Origin of the sequence: Microvirga roseola, from assembly GCF_020866965.1 — a bacterium.
In the GTDB taxonomy this organism is placed as follows: Bacteria; Pseudomonadota; Alphaproteobacteria; order Rhizobiales; family Beijerinckiaceae; genus Microvirga; species Microvirga roseola.
Window position 1 is genome coordinate 1 of the sequence record NZ_JAJATX010000027.1, and the last position, 16,898, is coordinate 16,898.

At 63.4% G+C, this 16,898-nt stretch carries 15 protein-coding genes, 1 tRNA gene and 1 pseudogene; 13 read left to right on the forward strand and 4 right to left on the reverse strand.

All coding sequences use genetic code 11. The features are described 5' to 3' along the window. Positions 1–43: 43 nt before the first annotated feature. Positions 44–241 (reverse strand): annotated as a pseudogene (locus LG661_RS15260) (glutathione S-transferase N-terminal domain-containing protein); the annotation flags it as partial. 292 nt (positions 242–533) lie between these two features. On the opposite strand from LG661_RS15260, the gene rplM reads away from it, so the two are divergent. From rplM to LG661_RS25125, 5 genes are all read left to right on the forward strand, one after another. Continuing rightward, positions 534–995, forward strand: coding sequence for a 50S ribosomal protein L13 (gene rplM / locus LG661_RS15265; RefSeq protein WP_230532756.1), 462 nt, complete (start codon positions 534–536; stop codon positions 993–995). 2 nt (positions 996–997) lie between these two features. Next, the gene (gene rpsI, locus LG661_RS15270) at positions 998–1,474 is read left to right on the forward strand and encodes a 30S ribosomal protein S9 (protein WP_230532757.1); all 477 of its coding nucleotides are present in this window, start codon (positions 998–1,000) and stop codon (positions 1,472–1,474) included. Positions 1,475–1,605: 131 nt separating this feature from the next. Further along, the gene (locus LG661_RS15275; protein ID WP_230532758.1) at positions 1,606–2,220 is read left to right on the forward strand and encodes a 3'-5' exonuclease; all 615 of its coding nucleotides are present in this window, start codon (positions 1,606–1,608) and stop codon (positions 2,218–2,220) included. 315 nt (positions 2,221–2,535) lie between these two features. Continuing rightward, positions 2,536–3,504 (forward strand): N-acetyl-gamma-glutamyl-phosphate reductase, encoded by a 969-nt coding sequence (gene argC, locus LG661_RS15280; protein WP_407666723.1) that lies wholly within the window; start codon positions 2,536–2,538, stop codon positions 3,502–3,504. A 397-nt stretch (positions 3,505–3,901) separates the two neighbouring features. Beyond that, positions 3,902–4,036 (forward strand): hypothetical protein, encoded by a 135-nt coding sequence (locus LG661_RS25125; protein WP_268995469.1) that lies wholly within the window; start codon positions 3,902–3,904, stop codon positions 4,034–4,036. A gap of 65 nt (positions 4,037–4,101) precedes the next feature. Here LG661_RS25125 and LG661_RS15285 read toward each other — a convergent pair whose 3' ends face one another. Then, positions 4,102–4,986 carry a fumarylacetoacetate hydrolase family protein gene (locus tag LG661_RS15285; protein ID WP_230532759.1) on the reverse strand — a complete coding sequence of 295 codons (885 nt, stop codon included), beginning with the start codon at positions 4,984–4,986 and terminating at the stop codon, positions 4,102–4,104. 389 nt (positions 4,987–5,375) lie between these two features. On the opposite strand from LG661_RS15285, the gene LG661_RS15290 reads away from it, so the two are divergent. Further along, positions 5,376–6,686, forward strand: a complete 1,311-nt coding sequence (locus tag LG661_RS15290) for an OmpP1/FadL family transporter (protein ID WP_230532760.1) — start codon at positions 5,376–5,378, stop codon at positions 6,684–6,686. A gap of 78 nt (positions 6,687–6,764) precedes the next feature. On the opposite strand, the gene LG661_RS15295 is transcribed toward LG661_RS15290, so the two are convergent. After that, positions 6,765–8,570, reverse strand: coding sequence for a PHA/PHB synthase family protein (locus LG661_RS15295; protein ID WP_230532761.1), 1,806 nt, complete (start codon positions 8,568–8,570; stop codon positions 6,765–6,767). A gap of 111 nt (positions 8,571–8,681) precedes the next feature. On the opposite strand from LG661_RS15295, the gene LG661_RS15300 reads away from it, so the two are divergent. The 7 genes from LG661_RS15300 (at position 8,682) to LG661_RS15330 (ending at position 15,387) form a co-directional block, all read left to right on the forward strand. Then, positions 8,682–9,074: a hypothetical protein gene (locus tag LG661_RS15300; RefSeq protein ID WP_230532762.1), complete on the forward strand. Its 393-nt coding sequence runs from the start codon at positions 8,682–8,684 to the stop codon at positions 9,072–9,074. A gap of 43 nt (positions 9,075–9,117) precedes the next feature. Then, a complete protein-coding gene (locus LG661_RS15305; protein WP_230532763.1) occupies positions 9,118–10,338 on the forward strand; it encodes an LL-diaminopimelate aminotransferase in 1,221 nt (406 codons plus the stop codon). A 110-nt stretch (positions 10,339–10,448) separates the two neighbouring features. Further along, positions 10,449–11,771: a homoserine dehydrogenase gene (locus tag LG661_RS15310; RefSeq protein WP_230532764.1), complete on the forward strand. Its 1,323-nt coding sequence runs from the start codon at positions 10,449–10,451 to the stop codon at positions 11,769–11,771. Positions 11,772–11,830: 59 nt separating this feature from the next. Then, positions 11,831–12,829: a class II fructose-bisphosphatase gene (gene glpX / locus LG661_RS15315; protein WP_230532765.1), complete on the forward strand. Its 999-nt coding sequence runs from the start codon at positions 11,831–11,833 to the stop codon at positions 12,827–12,829. Positions 12,830–12,953: 124 nt separating this feature from the next. Next, the gene (locus LG661_RS15320) at positions 12,954–13,394 is read left to right on the forward strand and encodes a GNAT family N-acetyltransferase (RefSeq protein ID WP_230532766.1); all 441 of its coding nucleotides are present in this window, start codon (positions 12,954–12,956) and stop codon (positions 13,392–13,394) included. Between the two features lie 27 nt (positions 13,395–13,421). Then, entirely contained in the window at positions 13,422–15,233 is a 1,812-nt protein-coding gene (recJ, locus tag LG661_RS15325) for a single-stranded-DNA-specific exonuclease RecJ (protein WP_230532767.1), read from the forward strand. 79 nt (positions 15,234–15,312) lie between these two features. Next, positions 15,313–15,387: transfer RNA gene (locus tag LG661_RS15330), tRNA-Glu, on the forward strand. A gap of 157 nt (positions 15,388–15,544) precedes the next feature. Here LG661_RS15330 and LG661_RS15335 read toward each other — a convergent pair. Beyond that, positions 15,545–16,894, reverse strand: coding sequence for a cytochrome P450 (locus tag LG661_RS15335; RefSeq protein WP_230532768.1), 1,350 nt, complete (start codon positions 16,892–16,894; stop codon positions 15,545–15,547). Positions 16,895–16,898 lie beyond the last annotated feature (4 nt).

Here is a 16,898-nt window from a genome sequence, read left to right on the forward strand (position 1 = left end):
CGGGCAAGGCGGGCTATTCCCGAGATCCTCTCCGGCCAGCAGCCTCCGTGACAATCGTGTCTCCGTGGCGGATCGCCGGCACCTTGCCCACGGGGTTGATGGCCAGATAGCCGGACGCCTTCATGTCGGGACCGAAGCCCAGAACCTCCGTGCGATAGGGCTGGCCGAGTTCTTCCAGCATCCAGCGGACGATCCGCCCACGCGACATGGGATTGGTATAGAAGGTCAGCTCATCGGTCATGGATGCCTCTTATGATGCCACACCAGCGCTCATCGACGAAACGTGAGCATAATCCTGTTCCCGTGAAGGCTCAAATTGTATGTGGTGTTTTGATACCACTATAGCGGTATCAAGATACCATCGAACTTCAAAGCCCTGCGTTGCAAGGGTTTTGGCGGTCTCAGGGCGTGCCAAATCTTTGTTGACTTATGCCCTTTCAGTCACTAAACAGCCCTCACTCGCCGCCGCATCTCGCGGCGGTTTGTCGTTTTCAGAACCAGGGCCCTCAAAGGCCCATACGGGAAACAGCGCAATGACTACTACTTCGCTGAAGCCCGCCGAGGTCGAGAAGAAGTGGGTTGTGATCGACGCGAAGGGCCTCGTTGTAGGCCGCCTCGCTTCGGTCGTTGCCATGCGCCTGCGTGGCAAGCACAAGGCAAACTACACGCCCCACGTCGACTGCGGCGACAACGTCATCGTCATCAACGCCGATAAGGTGGTGTTCACCGGCCGCAAGCGCGAGCAGAAGGTGTACTATCATCACACTGGCTATCCGGGCGGCATCAAGGAGCGCACTGCGCGCTACATCCTCGATGGCCGTTTTCCTGAGCGCGTCGTCGAGAAGGCCGTGGAGCGCATGCTCCCTCGCGGCCCGCTCTTCCGCCAGATCATGGGCAACCTCCGCGTCTACGGTGGCGCCGAGCATCCGCATACGGCTCAGCAGCCTGAGGTGCTGGACGTGGCTGCCCTCAACAGCAAGAACGTGAGAGTCTAATCATGGCGACCCTCCAGTCTCTCGCCGATCTGGGCCAGAACGCCCAGACCGCCGCTCCGGAAGCCCCGAAGCATGTCCAGAAGCTTGATGCGCAGGGCCGCGCCTACGCGACCGGCAAGCGCAAGGACGCCGTTGCCCGTGTGTGGATCAAGCCCGGCTCGGGCAAGATCCTCGTGAACGACCGTCCGGTCGAGGTGTACTTCGCCCGTCCCGTGCTCCGCATGATCCTGGCGCAGCCGCTCCAGATCGCCCAGCGCGACGGCCAGTACGACATCGTCGTGAATGTCCACGGCGGCGGCCTTTCCGGCCAGGCCGGCGCGGTCCGTCACGGTGTCGCCAAGGCGCTGACCTACTATGAGCCGGAGCTTCGCGGTCCGCTCAAGAAGGAAGGCTTCCTGACCCGCGATCCGCGCGTCGTCGAGCGCAAGAAGTACGGCAAGAAGAAGGCCCGCCGCAGCTTCCAGTTCTCGAAGCGCTAAGGCTTATTCAGTCAAAGATTTTGAAAAGGGCGGCTTTCGGGCCGCCCTTTTTCTTTAGGAGCTACGCTTGCAAATCCACAAGGCGGCGAGGGACAATCCCGCGAACGCGGAGAGGGGGGCGAGTATCGATCATGAAGACGGCCATCGTATTCGACTGCGAATTTCTCTGCGTCCAGGGCTCGCAAAGCAGGTTCTGGTGCGCGGCTCACGATCCCGATCCGGTGATCGCCCAGATCGGCGCCGTGAAGCTCGGGCTGGAGGATGATTTCCCTCTCTTGGATACGTACAGGGCCTACGTTCAGCCGATAGACCGATTTGGCAACACGTATGCAATCGACCCGTTCTTCACCAAACTGACCGGCATCACCGAAGAAACCATACAAGCTGAGGGAGTTCCGCTGCAGGAGGCCCTTGCCGGGGTTGACCGCTTCTCAGACGGCACCCGTTTCTGGTCCTGGGGCAAGGACGAACTGAATATGGTCGCCATCAGTTGCTATGTCGCAGGCATTCAGCCGTCCATCCCTGCCTACCGGTTCGACAACGCGGTCAAGCTCGTTATCGCGGCGGGGATGTCGATAGAGGACATAGCGAAGACGCCCAGCAACAAGCTTGCGGACTACTATGGTGTCGAGCACCCTCCACTGCAGGGGCATGACGCGCTCGACGATGCCCTCTCCGTGGCATATGCGCTGCAGCATCTATTGAAGGCCGGGATGTTGCAGCCGGACGCCTTCGACCGCACCTAGCCTGTCATTCCAATGGATCCGGACCGGCTCCCCGGCTCGATTCGAGCTTGGTTGGAGTGCATCCTCGTTCTGGGGGCATCCTGAAGCCCAAGCTTGTTGACAGGGCAGGGCTTCGACCTCATACAAGTTCCCATGACCAACAGGCCGCTCATCCTCCGACGCCGAATGACCGCCGCCACGGCGCGCGTGCGATGACGGCTGTCTGAGCCTGACCGCAAGCCGCGCCGATGCGCGGCTTTTTTATTTTCCAAAAACCATATCGGGGTTATCGGCTTTGCCCAAGCGAAGGCGGCCACAGGCGAAAACGGATCGACCATGACGACCATGACCCAGAATTCAGCGGATCTCAGCCAGCGGACGAAGACTGTCTTCATCGACGGGGAGGCGGGCACGACAGGCCTCGGCATCCGGGAGCGCCTGAAGGATGTTTCCGGCGTTTCGATCCACAGCATCGACCCCGAGCGGCGCAAAGACCCGGACGCCAAGCGGGAGATCCTGGCAGACGTCGATCTCGTGGTGCTCTGCCTCCATGATGACGCTGCTCGGGAGACCGTAAGCCTCGTCGAGTCTTTGAGTGGCAAGAAGCCCAAGATCCTGGACGCCAGCACGGCGCACCGGGTGAGCCCCGGCTGGGTCTACGGCTTTGCCGAGCTGGACTCCGCGCAACGGAGCGCAATCGAGGCAGCGGACCGGGTCGCGAATCCCGGCTGCTACCCGACTGGCGCCATCGCCCTCATCCGCCCGCTGGTCGATGCAGGCATCGTTCCTGCCGACTACCCGATCAGCGTGAACGCCGTCAGCGGCTACAGCGGCGGCGGGCGCTCCATGATCGAGGCTTATGAGGCTGGCACTGCGCCCGCCTTCGAGCTCTACGGGCTCGGCTTCGAGCACAAGCACGTGCCGGAGCTGCAGAAATATACGGGCCTCACCCGTCGTCCGATCTTCATTCCCTCCGTGGGCAATTTCCGGCAAGGCATGCTGGTGAGCATTCCGCTCCACCTCGACATGCTTCCCGGCAAGCCGAAGGCGACAGAGATCGAAGCGGCACTGATGCAGTGGTACGGGGAGGGTGGTCTCGTCAGCGTCGTGCCGACAATCTCCGAGGGCAAGAAGATCGAACGTATCGAGCCCGAGGCGTTGAACGATACGGACCGGATGGAGCTTCGCGTCTTCAAGCACGACAGCTATTCCCACACCGTGCTGGTGGCGCGCCTGGACAATCTCGGCAAGGGCGCATCCGGCGCCGCCGTGCAGAACCTTCAGCTCATGCTAGGGCTGATCTAGCATCGGCGTCTCCTGAGGCGAGATCCCTCAAAACTTCTGTCCCAAAAACAAAAACCCGCTCGGCCTGTCCTAAGCCTGGCGGGATTTTGCGTCGTTCGCATGAACCCGAATCCGCCTTCGGGCTTTAGCTCTCTGAGCTGGGGCTTCGTCGACCGCCGACATGCCGGTCGCTGACTGATCCGTTCTGCGGCATGATTGGGATGCGGAGAAGCCAATGAGATGGACCCGTGCGTGCGCTGTTGCGTGGGCTGTTTTCCTCGGGCCGGTGCAGGCCTTTGCCCATTCTTGGTATGATCCCTATTGTTGCAATGGCAGGGACTGCCAGCCAATCCCGACGCAATCCGTCAAAGTGACTCCCAAAGGCTATCTCGTCATCCTCCGGCCGGGAGAGCACACGATGGTGAAAAGGACGGTGCGCCACCTGGTGCCCTTCGCAAAGGTCAAGCCCTCCGCCGACCGCCGCTATCATGCCTGCCTGTTTCCCAACCAGGATCACATACGCTGTTTCTATGCGCCGCCGGTGGGTTTCTGAGCGCCAGTCATAGATGCCGAGGAGCGCCGGCCGCGATATCCCGCGACCGGCGTGAGGGGTGACGCCTACTGTCCCTTGCGGCTGTGGCTGGTGTCCGGCGGGTTGTCCTCGAAGGCAACGAAGCGCTGGCGCTGCTCGCCAAGTCCTTCGATGCCGAGGCTTACCACGTCGCCGGATTTGAGGAAGCGCGGCGGCTTCATGCCCATGCCGACACCGGGCGGGGTGCCGGTCGTGATCACGTCGCCGGGCTCCAGGATCATGAAGTGGGAGACGTACGAGACGATCTTCGCGACGTTGAAGATCATCGTCTTGGTCGATCCGGTCTGCATCCGTTCGCCGTTCACGTCGAGCCACATAGAGAGATTCTGCGGATCCGGAATTTCGTCTCTGGTCACGAGCCAGGGGCCGAGAGGGCCGAAGGTCGGGCAGCCTTTGCCCTTGGTCCAGGTGCCGCCGCGCTCGAGCTGGTATTCGCGCTCGGAGACATCGTTGCAGACGCAGTAGCCCGCCACGAAATCCAGCGCCTCGTTCGCCCCGACATAGGATGCGCGGTCGCCGATGACGATGGCGAGCTCCACTTCCCAGTCGGTCTTCTGGGAGCCGCGGGGGATGATCACGTCGTCATTGGGGCCCACGATGCAGGAGGGGGCCTTGTTGAAGATGATCGGCTCGGCGGGAATGGGCGCGCCGGTCTCGGCGGCGTGATCCGCATAGTTCAGGCCGATGGCGATGAAGTTGCGGACCTGCCCGACACAGGCGCCGAGGCGCTCGCCCGCGGGAGCCGCGGGAAGGGTGCTCGGATCGACGGCCCTGAGCTGGGCCATGGTGTCGGGCGACAGGGTCGCCCCGGTAATATCGGGAACGATCCCCGACAGGTCACGGATCTGCCCGCCGGCATCGATCATTCCAGGTTTCTCCTGGTCGGCAGCCCCAAATCTCACCAGCTTCATCAAGCGCTCCTCTCGTTACGTCAGTCACTAATCTGACGCGGTTTGGCGGTTCTACAATGCACTTTTTGGACGCAAATATGTTGCGGTTTTGCCACGAGGCCGCAGAAAGCGCACCGCTCTCGAATCCGAAACAGGATCGCATCGGCAGCGTATCAATGTGCGAATACGTTCGTTTACATATGAACGATTCAGAATAGGTGCGAGTCGCGAAATGTTTGCCGAATAAAGGCAAGACTTCCAGCAATAAAATAAGTCTTCATTAGCATTCGCTCGGCCATCCCAGGAAAACTCATTAACCGATTGCCGCTAGATTCAAGCATTGGCACAGTGTGGTCCAAGCCGGGATTCGCCCGTGCAGAATGAATGATTTCAAAGGGCAGGAAGCTTCCATGAGCCGTTTCAACAAGTCTTTGACATTGGCTGCCGTTTCGTTTGCAGCTCTCATCGCCGCTCAGGGCGGCGCCCAGGCTGGCGGATTCGCCATCCGTGAGCAGAGCGCCACGGCGCAGGGCTACTCCTTCGCCGGTGCAGCCTCCGGCTCGGGTCTCCTGTCCTCCATGTTCTGGAACCCGGCGACGATCACGATGAATCCGGGCTGGCAGAGCGAAGGGCATCTCTCCCTCATCGTTCCGCGGGTCGAGATCGACCCGATTGCTCCGACCCCGACCCGCGCTCTCGGCGGCTCCGGTGACATCGGACAGGACGCCATTGTCCCGACCAGCTACAACTCTTATCAGATCAACGATATGTTCTGGGTCGGTCTCGCCACCACCGCGCCTTTCGGCCTGGTGACGGATCCGCGTCAGAACTGGGCCGGCCAGGTCTATTCGCGCTCGTCCAGCATCTTCTCGATCAACGTGAACCCGATTCTGGGCGTGAAGGTGAACGAGTGGCTCTCGGTCGGTGTCGGTCCGTCGCTCCAGTATTTCGACATCAGCCTGAAGAGCGCCACCGGCCCGCTGCCGGGCGCTCCCAGCGCGATCATCGAGGGTGATTCTTACGGCTTCGGCTTCACGGCCGGCGTGACCCTCACGCCCTTCGCCGGCACGACCCTCGGTATCGGCTACCGTTCGGCCATCGACCAGGAACTGGAAGGCAACTTCCTGATCCCGGCAGGCGTCGGCGGCGTTCCGGTTTCTCGGACTGTCCCGATCACCGCCGACCTCACCACGCCGGATCAGGTCACGATCGGCCTGTCCCAGGTGATCTCGCCCGCCATGACCATGCATCTGGGCTTCGAATGGACCAATTGGAGCGTTCTCAAGACTCCGATCGTCCGTGGCCCCGGTGGCGTGCCGGTTCGCGATCTGCCGCTCAACTATGATGATGGCTACTTCTACTCGGCCGGTCTCGATTACCGCCTGAACAACCAGTGGGTCCTGCGCGCAGGTCTCGCCTACGAGCAGTCCCCCATCGACACGCAGGTCCGTTCGACCCGTCTGCCCGACAACGACCGCATCTGGGCTTCGATCGGCGCGGGCTACCAGTGGAACGAGAGGCTGTCGTTCGATATCGCCTACACGCACATCTTCACGAAGGAGACGGATATCCGCATCGTCGAAGGCCACGAGGACTACGAGGAGGGTCTGCCCTTCCTGGCCGATGTCGACGCCAGCACGGACATCATCTCGGTCGCCCTGCGCTATCGCTGGGACACCCCGAAGCCCATCGCTCCGGCGCCGATCGTCACGAAGTACTAAGCCTCTTCAAAAGGCTACGAACAGAAAGGCCGGCGCAATGCCGGCCTTTTTCTTTGAGACTTGGTTGTGGGCGAAGACTTAGGACTTCGCCAGCACGTAAGTGCCCGGCGCGTCGCAGAGCGGCTCGAGCTTGCCGCCTCCGGGCTCGCGAGCCGGCACCATCTTCGGCGCCTGCTCCTTGGTCCACGAGAACCAGTAGGGCCACCAGGAGCCTGGCGTCTCCGTCGCCTTGCTCATCCACTCCTCCAACCCGCCCTCAACCGGTCCGCCGGTCCAGTGCTGGTACTTGGGCTTCGCCGGCGCATTGACGACCCCGGCGATGTGGCCGGACCCGGCGAGCACGTACTCCACCGGCCCGCCGAAGAGCTTGGATCCGACGAAGACGGAGCGGGCAGGGGCGATGTGGTCTTCCTTGGTCGCGAGATTGAAGATTGGAACCTTGATCTTCGACAGGTCGAGCCTTACGCCGCCGACCTCCATCTCCCCCTTGGCCAGTTTGTTCTGGAGATAGCAGTTGCGCAGGTAGAAGGCGTGGTTCGCCGCGGGCATGCGCGTGGAATCGGAATTCCAGTAGAGCAGGTCGAACGGCAGGGGCTTGCGGCCCTTCATGTAGACATTGACCACGTTGGACCAGATGAGGTCGTTCGGGCGTAGCATGTTGAACGCGTTCGCCATATTGCGGCCTTCGAGATAGCCGCGCTTCTTCATGCTGGCTTCTACGGTGCGGATCTGCTCCTCGTCCGCGAAGACCTTCAGGTCGCCCGCATGGGTGAAGTCGACCTGGGCCGTGAAGAAGGTGGCGCTTTCGATCCGCTTGTCGCGCTTGGCCGCCATGTAGGCGAGCGTCACGGCGAGCAGGGTGCCGCCGACGCAATAGCCGATGGCGGTGACCTTCTTCTCGCCCGTCGCTTCCTCGATGGCGTCGAGGGCGGCGAAGATGCCCTCGCGCATGTAATGCTCGAATCCCTTCTCCGCATGCTGCGCGTCCGGATTGACCCAGGAGATGCAGAACACGGTCAGCCCCTGCGAGACCGCCCAGCGGATGAAGCTCTTCTCGGGGTTGAGATCGAGGATATAGAACTTGTTGATCCAGGGCGGCACGATGAGGAGCGGGCGCTTGAGAACCTGTTCCGTGGTCGGCGCGTACTGGATCAGCTCCATCAGTTCGTTACGGAAGATAACCTTGCCCGGCGTCGTGGCGATGTTCACCCCGATCTGGAAGTTGCCCGGGTCCGTCTGTCGGATCTTCAATTCACCGCCGCCAGCCTGGATGTCCTCGGCCAGCATCGCCATGCCGCGTACAAGATTAGCGCCGTTCTCCTTCATGGTCTCCCGGATGAGTTCGGGATTGGTCATCAGGAAATTCGAGGGCGAGAGGGCGCTGGAAAGCTGCTTGAGGTAGAATTCCGCCTTGTGCCGGGTCCGCTCGTCGAGCCCCTCCGCGTTCTCCACCAGCCATCCCGCCCAGCGTGTTGTGATCAGATAGGCCTGCTTGATGAAGTCGAAGACCAGGTTCTCCGACCATTCCGGGTCCTGAAAGCGGTTGTCCTTGGGCTCCGGCTTCGCCACGGGTTCGGTCGCCTGCCCCTGCGCCCGCATCAGGGTGGACGACCAGAGATGGATGAAATCCGTTCCGAGGCGGCTTTGGGCCTCGAAGCTCTTCTGGGGGTCTTTCATCCAGGTTTCGGCCACGCGGCCAAGGGATTTGACGATCTCCGCCGCATCATTGGACAGGCCCGGCGGAATCTGCTGCTCCTGCAAGGGCTTGAGATAGGCCGCCGTCGCCTGGCTTGCGCCCTCGATCAGCCGTGCCACGTTCCGCGACAGTTCCTCGAAGTCGGGCGCCGAGGATCGGTCCTTTTCTTCTCCGTAAGGCTTGTCCATAAGGCGCTCTCCCTACGTACCGGCGGCATTGCTCAGAAGCCGTATTTTCGACATCCTAGCGTTCGAGCCGTCGTCCGTGCCAGAGTCATGTTACCATTACTGGATACCAAAATGCGTATTACGCCTTCGTTGATATCCCGCACCGCCGCCATGGCGCTTGCGATCCTGGCCGGGGCCGGCCTTGCCGCGTGCTCGGGCAACGCCAATCCCACCCGGGATCTGTTCACCGCCGTGGGCGCAGGCCCGAAGATGGCGGAAACCCCTGAGTTCGTCGCCGGTTCCCGGCCCCAATCCCTCGAGTATCTGCCTGTCGGCACGACCCAGCCGGACCGTCCGACCCCGGCCCGCACGGCGGACGAGATCAAGGCGGCCGAGGCCGAACTCGATGCCCTTCGCGAACGGAACGAAGCGCGGGGAGCGGCAGCGGCGGAACTCGGCGGTACGCCGCCGCCGGAGCCGGTAAAGCTCCCGGTCAAGAAGTCGAATTCCAAGAAAACCCAATAGAATCTGTAGCGAGGGTGTTGAGCCTTCCCTCGAGGACCATTTCATGACCGATTTCTACCGGATAAAGCGTCTTCCTCCTTACGTCTTCGAGCAGGTCAACCGCATCAAGGCCGCTGCCCGCGCGAATGGGGCCGACATCATCGATCTGGGCATGGGCAACCCGGATCTCCAGGCTCCGCAGCATGTCATCGACAAGCTGGTCGAGACCGTCGGGAAACCCCGCACCGACCGCTATTCGGCCTCCAAGGGCATTTCCGGTCTCCGGCGTGCGCAGGCGGGCTATTACGAGCGCCGGTTCGGCGTGAAGCTCAATCCGGACACGCAGGTGGTGGCGACCTTGGGCTCCAAGGAAGGCTTCGCCAACATGGCGCAGGCCATTACCGAGCCGGGCGACGTGGTTCTCGTGCCCAATCCCAGCTATCCGATTCACGCCTTCGGCTTCCTGATGGCGGGCGGCGTGATCCGCTCGGTCCCTGCGGAGCCGACGCCCGACTTCTTCGTCGCCGCCGAACGGGCCGTAGCGCACTCGATCCCCAAGCCGGTGGCCCTCGTCGTCTGCTACCCCTCGAACCCGACGGCCTATGTGGCCTCCCTCGACTTCTACCGGGACCTCGTGGTCTTTGCGAAGAAGCACGAGCTGATCCTCCTGTCCGACCTTGCCTATTCGGAAGTCTATTTCGACGAGAAGAACCCGCCGCCTTCGATTCTCCAGGTCCCGGGTGCGATCGACGTGGCGGTGGAGTTCACCTCCATGTCCAAGACCTTCTCGATGGCGGGCTGGCGCATCGGATTCGCCGTCGGCAATGAGCGCCTGCTTGCGGCGCTCGCCCGGGTGAAGTCCTACCTCGATTACGGCGCCTTCACGCCGGTCCAGGTGGCGGCCACCGCCGCCCTGAACGGCCCGGACGATTGCATCCGCGAGATGCGGGCCACCTACAAGCGCCGCCGGGACGTGATGATCGACGCCTTCGAGAAGGCCGGATGGCCGATTCCGGCGCCTACCGCCTCCATGTTCGCCTGGGTCCAGATCCCCGAAAAATTCCGGGCCATGGGCAGCCTCGAATTCTCGAAGCTCCTGGTCGAGAAGGCCGATGTGGCTGTCGCCCCGGGTATCGGCTTCGGGGAGCACGGCGACGACTATGTGCGCATCGCCCTTGTGGAAAACGAGCAGCGCATCCGGCAGGCCGCGCGCAACATCCGCAAGTTCTTCGACAACGCGGATCAGACGCTCCACAACGTGGTGCCGATGGCGCGTAGGGGCTGATATCGCGTCCGACTGCGAGGCAGGCCTTCAGGGCCGGATCGGCGTGGCCGCATGGACATCGGACACGCGCAGTCGTAAAGAGCAACGCGTTTTTCAGGGAGCTGTTGTCCGTGACACGTCCTCTTCGGGTCGGTATCGCCGGCCTCGGTACGGTCGGCGCATCGGTCGTCCGAATTCTCGAGCGTCAGAGCGAGGCCGTCGCCCAGCGGGGCGGGCGGCCCATCCAAGTTGTCGCCGTATCGGCCCGCAGCCGGTCAAAGGACCGCGGAATCGACGTTTCCCGGGTGACGTGGTTCGAGAATCCCGTGGAACTGGCCAGCTCGGCTGATGTCGATTGCGTCGTCGAGCTGGTGGGCGGGGCCGATGGCGCGGCCCGCGACACGGTCGAAACCGCTCTGTCGCTCGGCAAGCATGTGGTCACGGCCAACAAGGCCCTGCTGGCGCGGCATGGCCTTTCACTCGCGCGGCTTGCCGAGGAGAAGGGCGTTTCGCTGGCCTTCGAGGCCTCCGTCGCAGGCGGGATCCCGGTCATCAAGACCCTGCGCGAGGCCCTGCCGGGAAATACCGTCTCGCGCCTCTACGGCATTCTCAACGGCACCTGCAATTACATCCTCTCCCGCATGGAGCTGGAAGGGCTGACCTTCCAGGAATGCCTGAAGGACGCGCAGCGCCTCGGCTATGCGGAGGCCGATCCGACCTTCGACGTCGAAGGCTATGACACGGCCCACAAGCTCGCGATCCTGACCAGCATCGCCTTCGGGACCGAAATCGACGCTGAGGCGATCTATGTCGAGGGCATCTCCTCGATCACGCCCCTCGACCTCGCCATGGCCCGGGAGCTCGGCTTCCGGATCAAGCTGCTGGGCGTTGCCGAGCGCACCCAGACTGGCATCGAACAGCGCGTCCACCCGACCATGGTGCCTGTCTCCTCCGCCATCGCCCAGGTGTTGGGCGTCACGAATGCGGTGACCATCGATGCGGACGCCGTGAAGGAGCTGACCCTGATCGGTCCGGGGGCAGGGGGCGACGCCACTGCCTCGGCCGTGGTGGCGGACATTGCGGATGTCGCCTCGGGCAAGGCGCAGCCCCTGTTCGGCCGTCCGGTCGACCAGCTAGAAACGGCTCCCCGCGCGCCCATGCAGCGCCATGAGGGCGGCTACTACATCCGCCTCACCGTCCACGACCGGCCGGGCGTTGCGGCAGGCGTGGCGACGCGCATGGCCGAGGGCGACATCTCCCTGGAGAGCATCCTCCAGAAGCGCTCTGAGCTGGCCGCCACCAAGGACCCGCACGGCCGCTCCGGCGCGCCCGTTCCGCTCGTCCTCATCACCTACGCCGCGACGGAGGCATCGATCCGCTCGGCTCTGGACAAGATCTCAGGGGATGGCCTTATTGCCGAGCCGCCCCAAGTCATTCGTATCGAACGCGAATAGTCGCTGACCAGATCGAGCCGAAGGCTCGCCGAATACCTCAAAAGGGAGACGACACGTCCATGTCGCTAGGCATTACCGTCCAACCGGGCCAAATCATCGAGCGAATTCTGACCCTGGAACTCGTCCGCGTCACCGAGCGCGCTGCGGTCGCTTCCGCCCGGCTGCGCGGCCGCGGCAACGAGAAGGCTGCGGATCAGGCGGCGGTGGATGCCATGCGCCGCGAGCTCAACAAGCTGCCCATCGACGGCACCGTCGTGATCGGCGAGGGCGAGCGCGACGAGGCTCCGATGCTCTTCATCGGCGAGAGGGTCGGCAACAAGCAGGGGCCGAAGGTGGATATCGCCGTCGACCCGCTCGAGGGCACGACCCTCTGCGCCAAGGACATGCCGGGCTCCATCGCCGTCATGGCCATGGCCGAGGCGGGGACCCTGCTCGCCGCCCCGGACGTCTACATGCACAAGATCGCGGTCGGCCCCGGCTATCCCGCGGGCGTCGTCGATCTCGATGCGTCTCCTGAGGAGAATATCCACAATCTTGCCAAGGCGAAGGGCGTAAAGCCCAACGAGATCACGGCTCTCGTGCTCGACCGTCCGCGCCATGCGGACCTGATCGCCGCCATCCGCAAGACCGGCGCGGGCATCCGTCTCATCAGTGATGGCGACGTGGCAGGCGTGATCTTCACGACGAAGCCCGAGGAAACCGGCATCGACATCTATCTCGGCATTGGCGCCGCGCCTGAGGGCGTTCTGGCGGCAGGTGCGCTACGCTGCATCGGCGGCCAGATGCAGGCCCGCTTGATCCTCGACACTGAGGAGAAGCGCTCCCGCGCCTTCCAGATGGGCGTGACCGATCCCAACAAGAAGTACGACATGACCGATCTCGCCCGCGGCGACGTGATCGTGGCGGCGACCGGCGTGACCGACGGCGCGCTCCTCAAGGGCGTCAATTTCGGCAAGGACGTGATCACGACCGAGACGGTGGTCTATCGCTCCGCCACCGGCACGGTGCGCCGAATCTACGGAGAACACCGGGAACTGTCCAAGTTCCACCTGGACTAGCTTTTGTTCAAAACACTATTACCGTCATGGCCGGGCTCGTCCCGGCCATCCACGTTTAAGAGGTGGATAAATACGGGCGGCCGGCCGCGGCTAGGGACGAGAGAAAAGCAGGACAAGAACCTACATGATCAAAATCCGTCCATTCCAGCCCGAGGACCGGGATGCCTGGGAGCCGCTCTGGCAGGGCTACCTGACCTTCTACAAGTCGTCATTGCCCGCCGAGGTCACACAGGCCACCTGGGGACGCCTCCTTGATCCTGCCGAGCCCATGCATGGCCTTGCAGCCGTTCTGGACGGGCGGGTCGTCGGCATCGTCCATTACATCTATCACCGCTCCACCTGGACCACCGGCGACTATTGCTATCTCCAGGACCTGTTCACCTCAGCCCAGGCGCGCCATCGCGGCGTTGGGCGGGCTCTCATCGAGGCGGTCTATGAGCGGGCGCAGGCCCATGGGGCAAGCCGCGTCTATTGGCTGACGCATGAGACCAATACCGCTGCCCAGGCTCTTTACGACAAGGTCGCCTCCCGGTCCGGCTTCATCCAATATCGCCGGGTGTTTTGACCACAATTCGCGGGTAATACTCCCGCCGTGACCGAATCATCTCCTCTTCTCCTGCCCAAGCCGTTCCTGGGCGTCAGTCATTCCGCCCTCGGGCGCACCTGGGTCGAACGTTGCGACGCCAGCCAGAGCACGATTGCGCTCGCCATTGCGCAGACGCATGGCCTTCCCGATGTCCTTTCCCGGGTGCTGGCGGGGAGGGGCGTGGGCATCCATGAGACGGAAGGCTTCCTCAACCCGCGCCTGCGGGACCTGATGCCCGATCCCCACGTGCTCACCGATATGGAGGCTGCCGCCTCCCGTCTCGCCGATGCGGTGATCTGCAAGGAGAAAGTCGCGATCTTCGGCGATTACGACGTGGACGGCGCCTGCAGCGCTTCGCTCCTGGCTGAGTACCTGGGCTCCTGCGGCGTCGAATACGCCATCCACATCCCGGATCGGATCACGGAGGGCTATGGACCCAATGTGGACGCCATCCGCGCCCTGAAGGAGCAGGGCGCGAACCTTCTTGTGACGGTCGATTGCGGCACGGCGAGCATCGAACCTCTGGCGGAGGCCAAACGCCTCGGTCTTGATCCTGTCGTCCTCGATCACCACCAAGCACCGGAGCAACTGCCGGAGGCGCTCGCCATCGTGAACCCGAACCGGCAGGACGATCTGTCGGGCCTCGGTCATCTCTGCGCCGCCGGCGTGGTGTTCCTGACCCTCGTGGCGCTGAACCGCGTCCTGCGGTCATGTGGCTTCTTCCAGGGCAGGCCCGAGCCCGATCTCATCGGGAGCCTCGATCTCGTGGCACTGGCGACGGTTGCTGACGTGGTGCCGCTCATCGGCCTCAACCGCGCCTTCGTGCGCCAGGGCCTGATCATCATGCGCAGCCGCCGCCGGGTGGGGCTCGCCTCTCTGCTCGACACCGCGGGCCTCGCCGGGGCGCCTGAATGCTGGCATCTCGGCTATCTCGTGGGGCCCCGCATCAATGCGGGCGGACGTATCGGCGACGCGGCCCTCGGTTCGAAACTGCTGCTGACCGAGGACCCGTACCAAGCCGGGCAGCTCGCGGCCGAACTCGACCGCCTCAACCGTGAGCGCCAGGCCATCGAAGTCGCTGCCGTTGCCGAGGCGGAGGCCCAGGCCATGCTGGCGCTGGAGCGGACGCCGGACCTTCCTGTGCTCGTGACGGCTTCGGCGGAGTGGCACCCGGGCGTCGTCGGCCTGATTTCCGCCCGCACAAAGGAGCGCTTCCGCCGCCCGGCCTTCGCCTTCACCCTCAACCCCGACGGCACGGCAACGGGCTCCGGCCGGACTGTGCCGGGTGTCGATCTCGGGCACGCCGTACGCGCTGCGGTCGAGGCGGGTCTCGCGATCAAGGGCGGCGGCCATACCATGGCCGCCGGCGTCACTATCCAAGCCGCGGATCTGGAGCGCTTTCTCGGCTTTATCACCGAGAGACTGGACGACCCCGTGGCGCGGGTGCGCCTCAACGATCATTTCGCCATCGATTCGACGCTGACGGCCGGAGGGGCGCAGCCGAGCTTGGTGGCTGCGCTGGAGCGGGCGGGCCCCTTCGGCTCCGGCCAGCCCGAGCCTGTCTTCGTCTTTCCCCAGCACCGGGTTCTCGAGGCGCGGGAGGTGGGAAGCGGTGGCCATATGCGTGTGAAGCTTCGCGGTGGCGATGGCAGCTTCATCGGGGGAATCGCCTTCCGCGCCGCTGGCCAACCGCTGGGCCAGGCGCTGTCCCAGGCCATCGGCAACCCGGTTCACATTGCCGGAACCCTCTCGATCGACCGCTGGGGCGGGAATGAGAAGGTCGAAGTCCGGATCATGGATGTCGCAAGGCCGGAATAATCCCATCCAGGTGCTTGCGGTGGGGAGCGAACCCATCTATATGTCCGCCCACTTCGGCGGCACCTCCCCGAAGCATCGCGCGCCCTTCGTCTATCGGTTAGGACATCTGCCTTTCACGCAGAAAAGAGGGGTTCGACTCCCCTAGGGCGCGCCACTCCTTTTCAGCTTGCCGCATTCGCCGTCCCAAACAATTCGACTGCCCTCGCAGGTTCGACCCGGACGCAGGTTAGAACCAATGCCGCAGGCCTCGTTCTCCAAACATCGCTTCATCGGCCGTGTCCATTTTGTTGGTTCAATCTGCCACGCGATGCTTACGGGACTTCCCGAGGTTTGACTTCGAATGTGAGGGAATAATTGTCGAGCGTGCCTGGCAGGGGCTTGCCTGGATCGAGGGGCGGGTTCTTCAGCACGATCTCGCGTGCGCTCATAAGCGCTGCGATCATGGCGCTGCCCATCATTGGGACGAAGTCCCGTGCCGGACAGATGCCGGGCCCGCCGCTGAACGGGACAAGCGGCCAACCGTTACCGGGCTCATTCTGCAGCCATAGGTCCGGGTTGAACCTGTGGGCGTAGTAAAGGCGCTCGTCGTCCCGGTGGAAGAAGGGCGTGAAGATCAGGATATGGGTGTTCTTCGGCACAGTGCCGCCATCCCATTCGACATCCTCCGTCGTCTCGCGAAAGATGGCGGGCGTTGTCGGCCACAGGCGCAGGCTGTCCAGAAAGCACGCCCGGACGAGAGGCAGGTTCTTGCGCCCTTCCTGGCCTGCGGCATCGATCTCTGCCTGCGCGCGCATGCGGGCGTCGGGATGAGTGGCGAGCAGCGCCATCGTCCGGAATGACGCCATCCCGCCGGGATCGAAGGCGAACAGATAATGCGCAACTTGATCGGACGGCGAGGTCTCCTCGTCCTTCGGTATCTGTGCAATGCGAGCGGCAAGGCTGCCGGGCTCCGCTCGGGCGAGGTGCTGGTTCAAGCGCTTGTGGAACTGGACTGCGAGATCCTCGCGTCCGGGATGGAGGAACGCCCAGTTGCTCACCGCGCGGAGCTTGGCGAGCATGTCGGTCAGTTCGTGGTCGTCCCGCGCCGCGTCGCCAAGCACGACGCGCCGGACAATCTTGTGCCATGCAGTGGCGAAGTGCTCCCAGGCGATCTCTCCACGACTGCGCGCAAGCAGCGTCTCGGCTTCCTCCTGCACAACGGGCATGAAGGCATCGGCCTTCGAGTGCACGGGACACCCTTCCTCCAGCACCTCGCCATTGAACCGGCGTCTGTTTCTCCTCTCGGGAAGTGGGGATATCAGCGAAACGTCCGGCTCGAAGTGTCCGAGGACGGAATTTTTCTCCTTCGTGGCAGGCGTGAACGGTTCCGGCGTTCCGGTGAGCACCCGATGCACATGATCCGGGTTCAGAATGACCGCCTGCCTGCGTCCAGGGACGGGAAACACCAACGGGCCGGCTCCGTACTTTGCCCGGAGCCGCTGCATCCGCTTGACGGCGCGGGAGTCGAGGCCAAGGGCCTCGGCCAGGGCCACGATCATGGGCCGGCGGATGATGATGCCCTTACCCAGCGTGGGAAGCGCAACCTCGGCGAACATGGCGAGCGTGTCGGCAATGCTGGCCGTAACAAGCCGGGTATCAGTCGCAGCTGCTGGTTTTCCCATAGGC

Excerpts from the sequence above, each read along its gene's own strand:
- LG661_RS15275 (WP_230532758.1), top strand. The coding sequence starts at position 1,606 with ATGAAGACGGCCATCGTATTCGACTGCGAATTTCTCTGCGTCCAGGGC.
- LG661_RS15335 (WP_230532768.1), bottom strand. The coding sequence starts at position 16,894 with ATGGGAAAACCAGCAGCTGCGACTGATACCCGGCTTGTTACGGCCAGC.
- LG661_RS15290 (WP_230532760.1), top strand. The coding sequence starts at position 5,376 with ATGAGCCGTTTCAACAAGTCTTTGACATTGGCTGCCGTTTCGTTTGCA.
- glpX (WP_230532765.1), top strand. The coding sequence starts at position 11,831 with ATGTCGCTAGGCATTACCGTCCAACCGGGCCAAATCATCGAGCGAATT.
- LG661_RS15285 (WP_230532759.1), bottom strand. The coding sequence starts at position 4,986 with ATGAAGCTGGTGAGATTTGGGGCTGCCGACCAGGAGAAACCTGGAATG.
- LG661_RS15295 (WP_230532761.1), bottom strand. The coding sequence starts at position 8,570 with ATGGACAAGCCTTACGGAGAAGAAAAGGACCGATCCTCGGCGCCCGAC.
- LG661_RS15320 (WP_230532766.1), top strand. The coding sequence starts at position 12,954 with ATGATCAAAATCCGTCCATTCCAGCCCGAGGACCGGGATGCCTGGGAG.
- rpsI (WP_230532757.1), top strand. The coding sequence starts at position 998 with ATGGCGACCCTCCAGTCTCTCGCCGATCTGGGCCAGAACGCCCAGACC.
- LG661_RS15305 (WP_230532763.1), top strand. The coding sequence starts at position 9,118 with ATGACCGATTTCTACCGGATAAAGCGTCTTCCTCCTTACGTCTTCGAG.
- rplM (WP_230532756.1), top strand. The coding sequence starts at position 534 with ATGACTACTACTTCGCTGAAGCCCGCCGAGGTCGAGAAGAAGTGGGTT.
- LG661_RS25125 (WP_268995469.1), top strand. The coding sequence starts at position 3,902 with ATGGTGAAAAGGACGGTGCGCCACCTGGTGCCCTTCGCAAAGGTCAAG.
- LG661_RS15300 (WP_230532762.1), top strand. The coding sequence starts at position 8,682 with ATGCGTATTACGCCTTCGTTGATATCCCGCACCGCCGCCATGGCGCTT.
- argC (WP_407666723.1), top strand. The coding sequence starts at position 2,536 with ATGACGACCATGACCCAGAATTCAGCGGATCTCAGCCAGCGGACGAAG.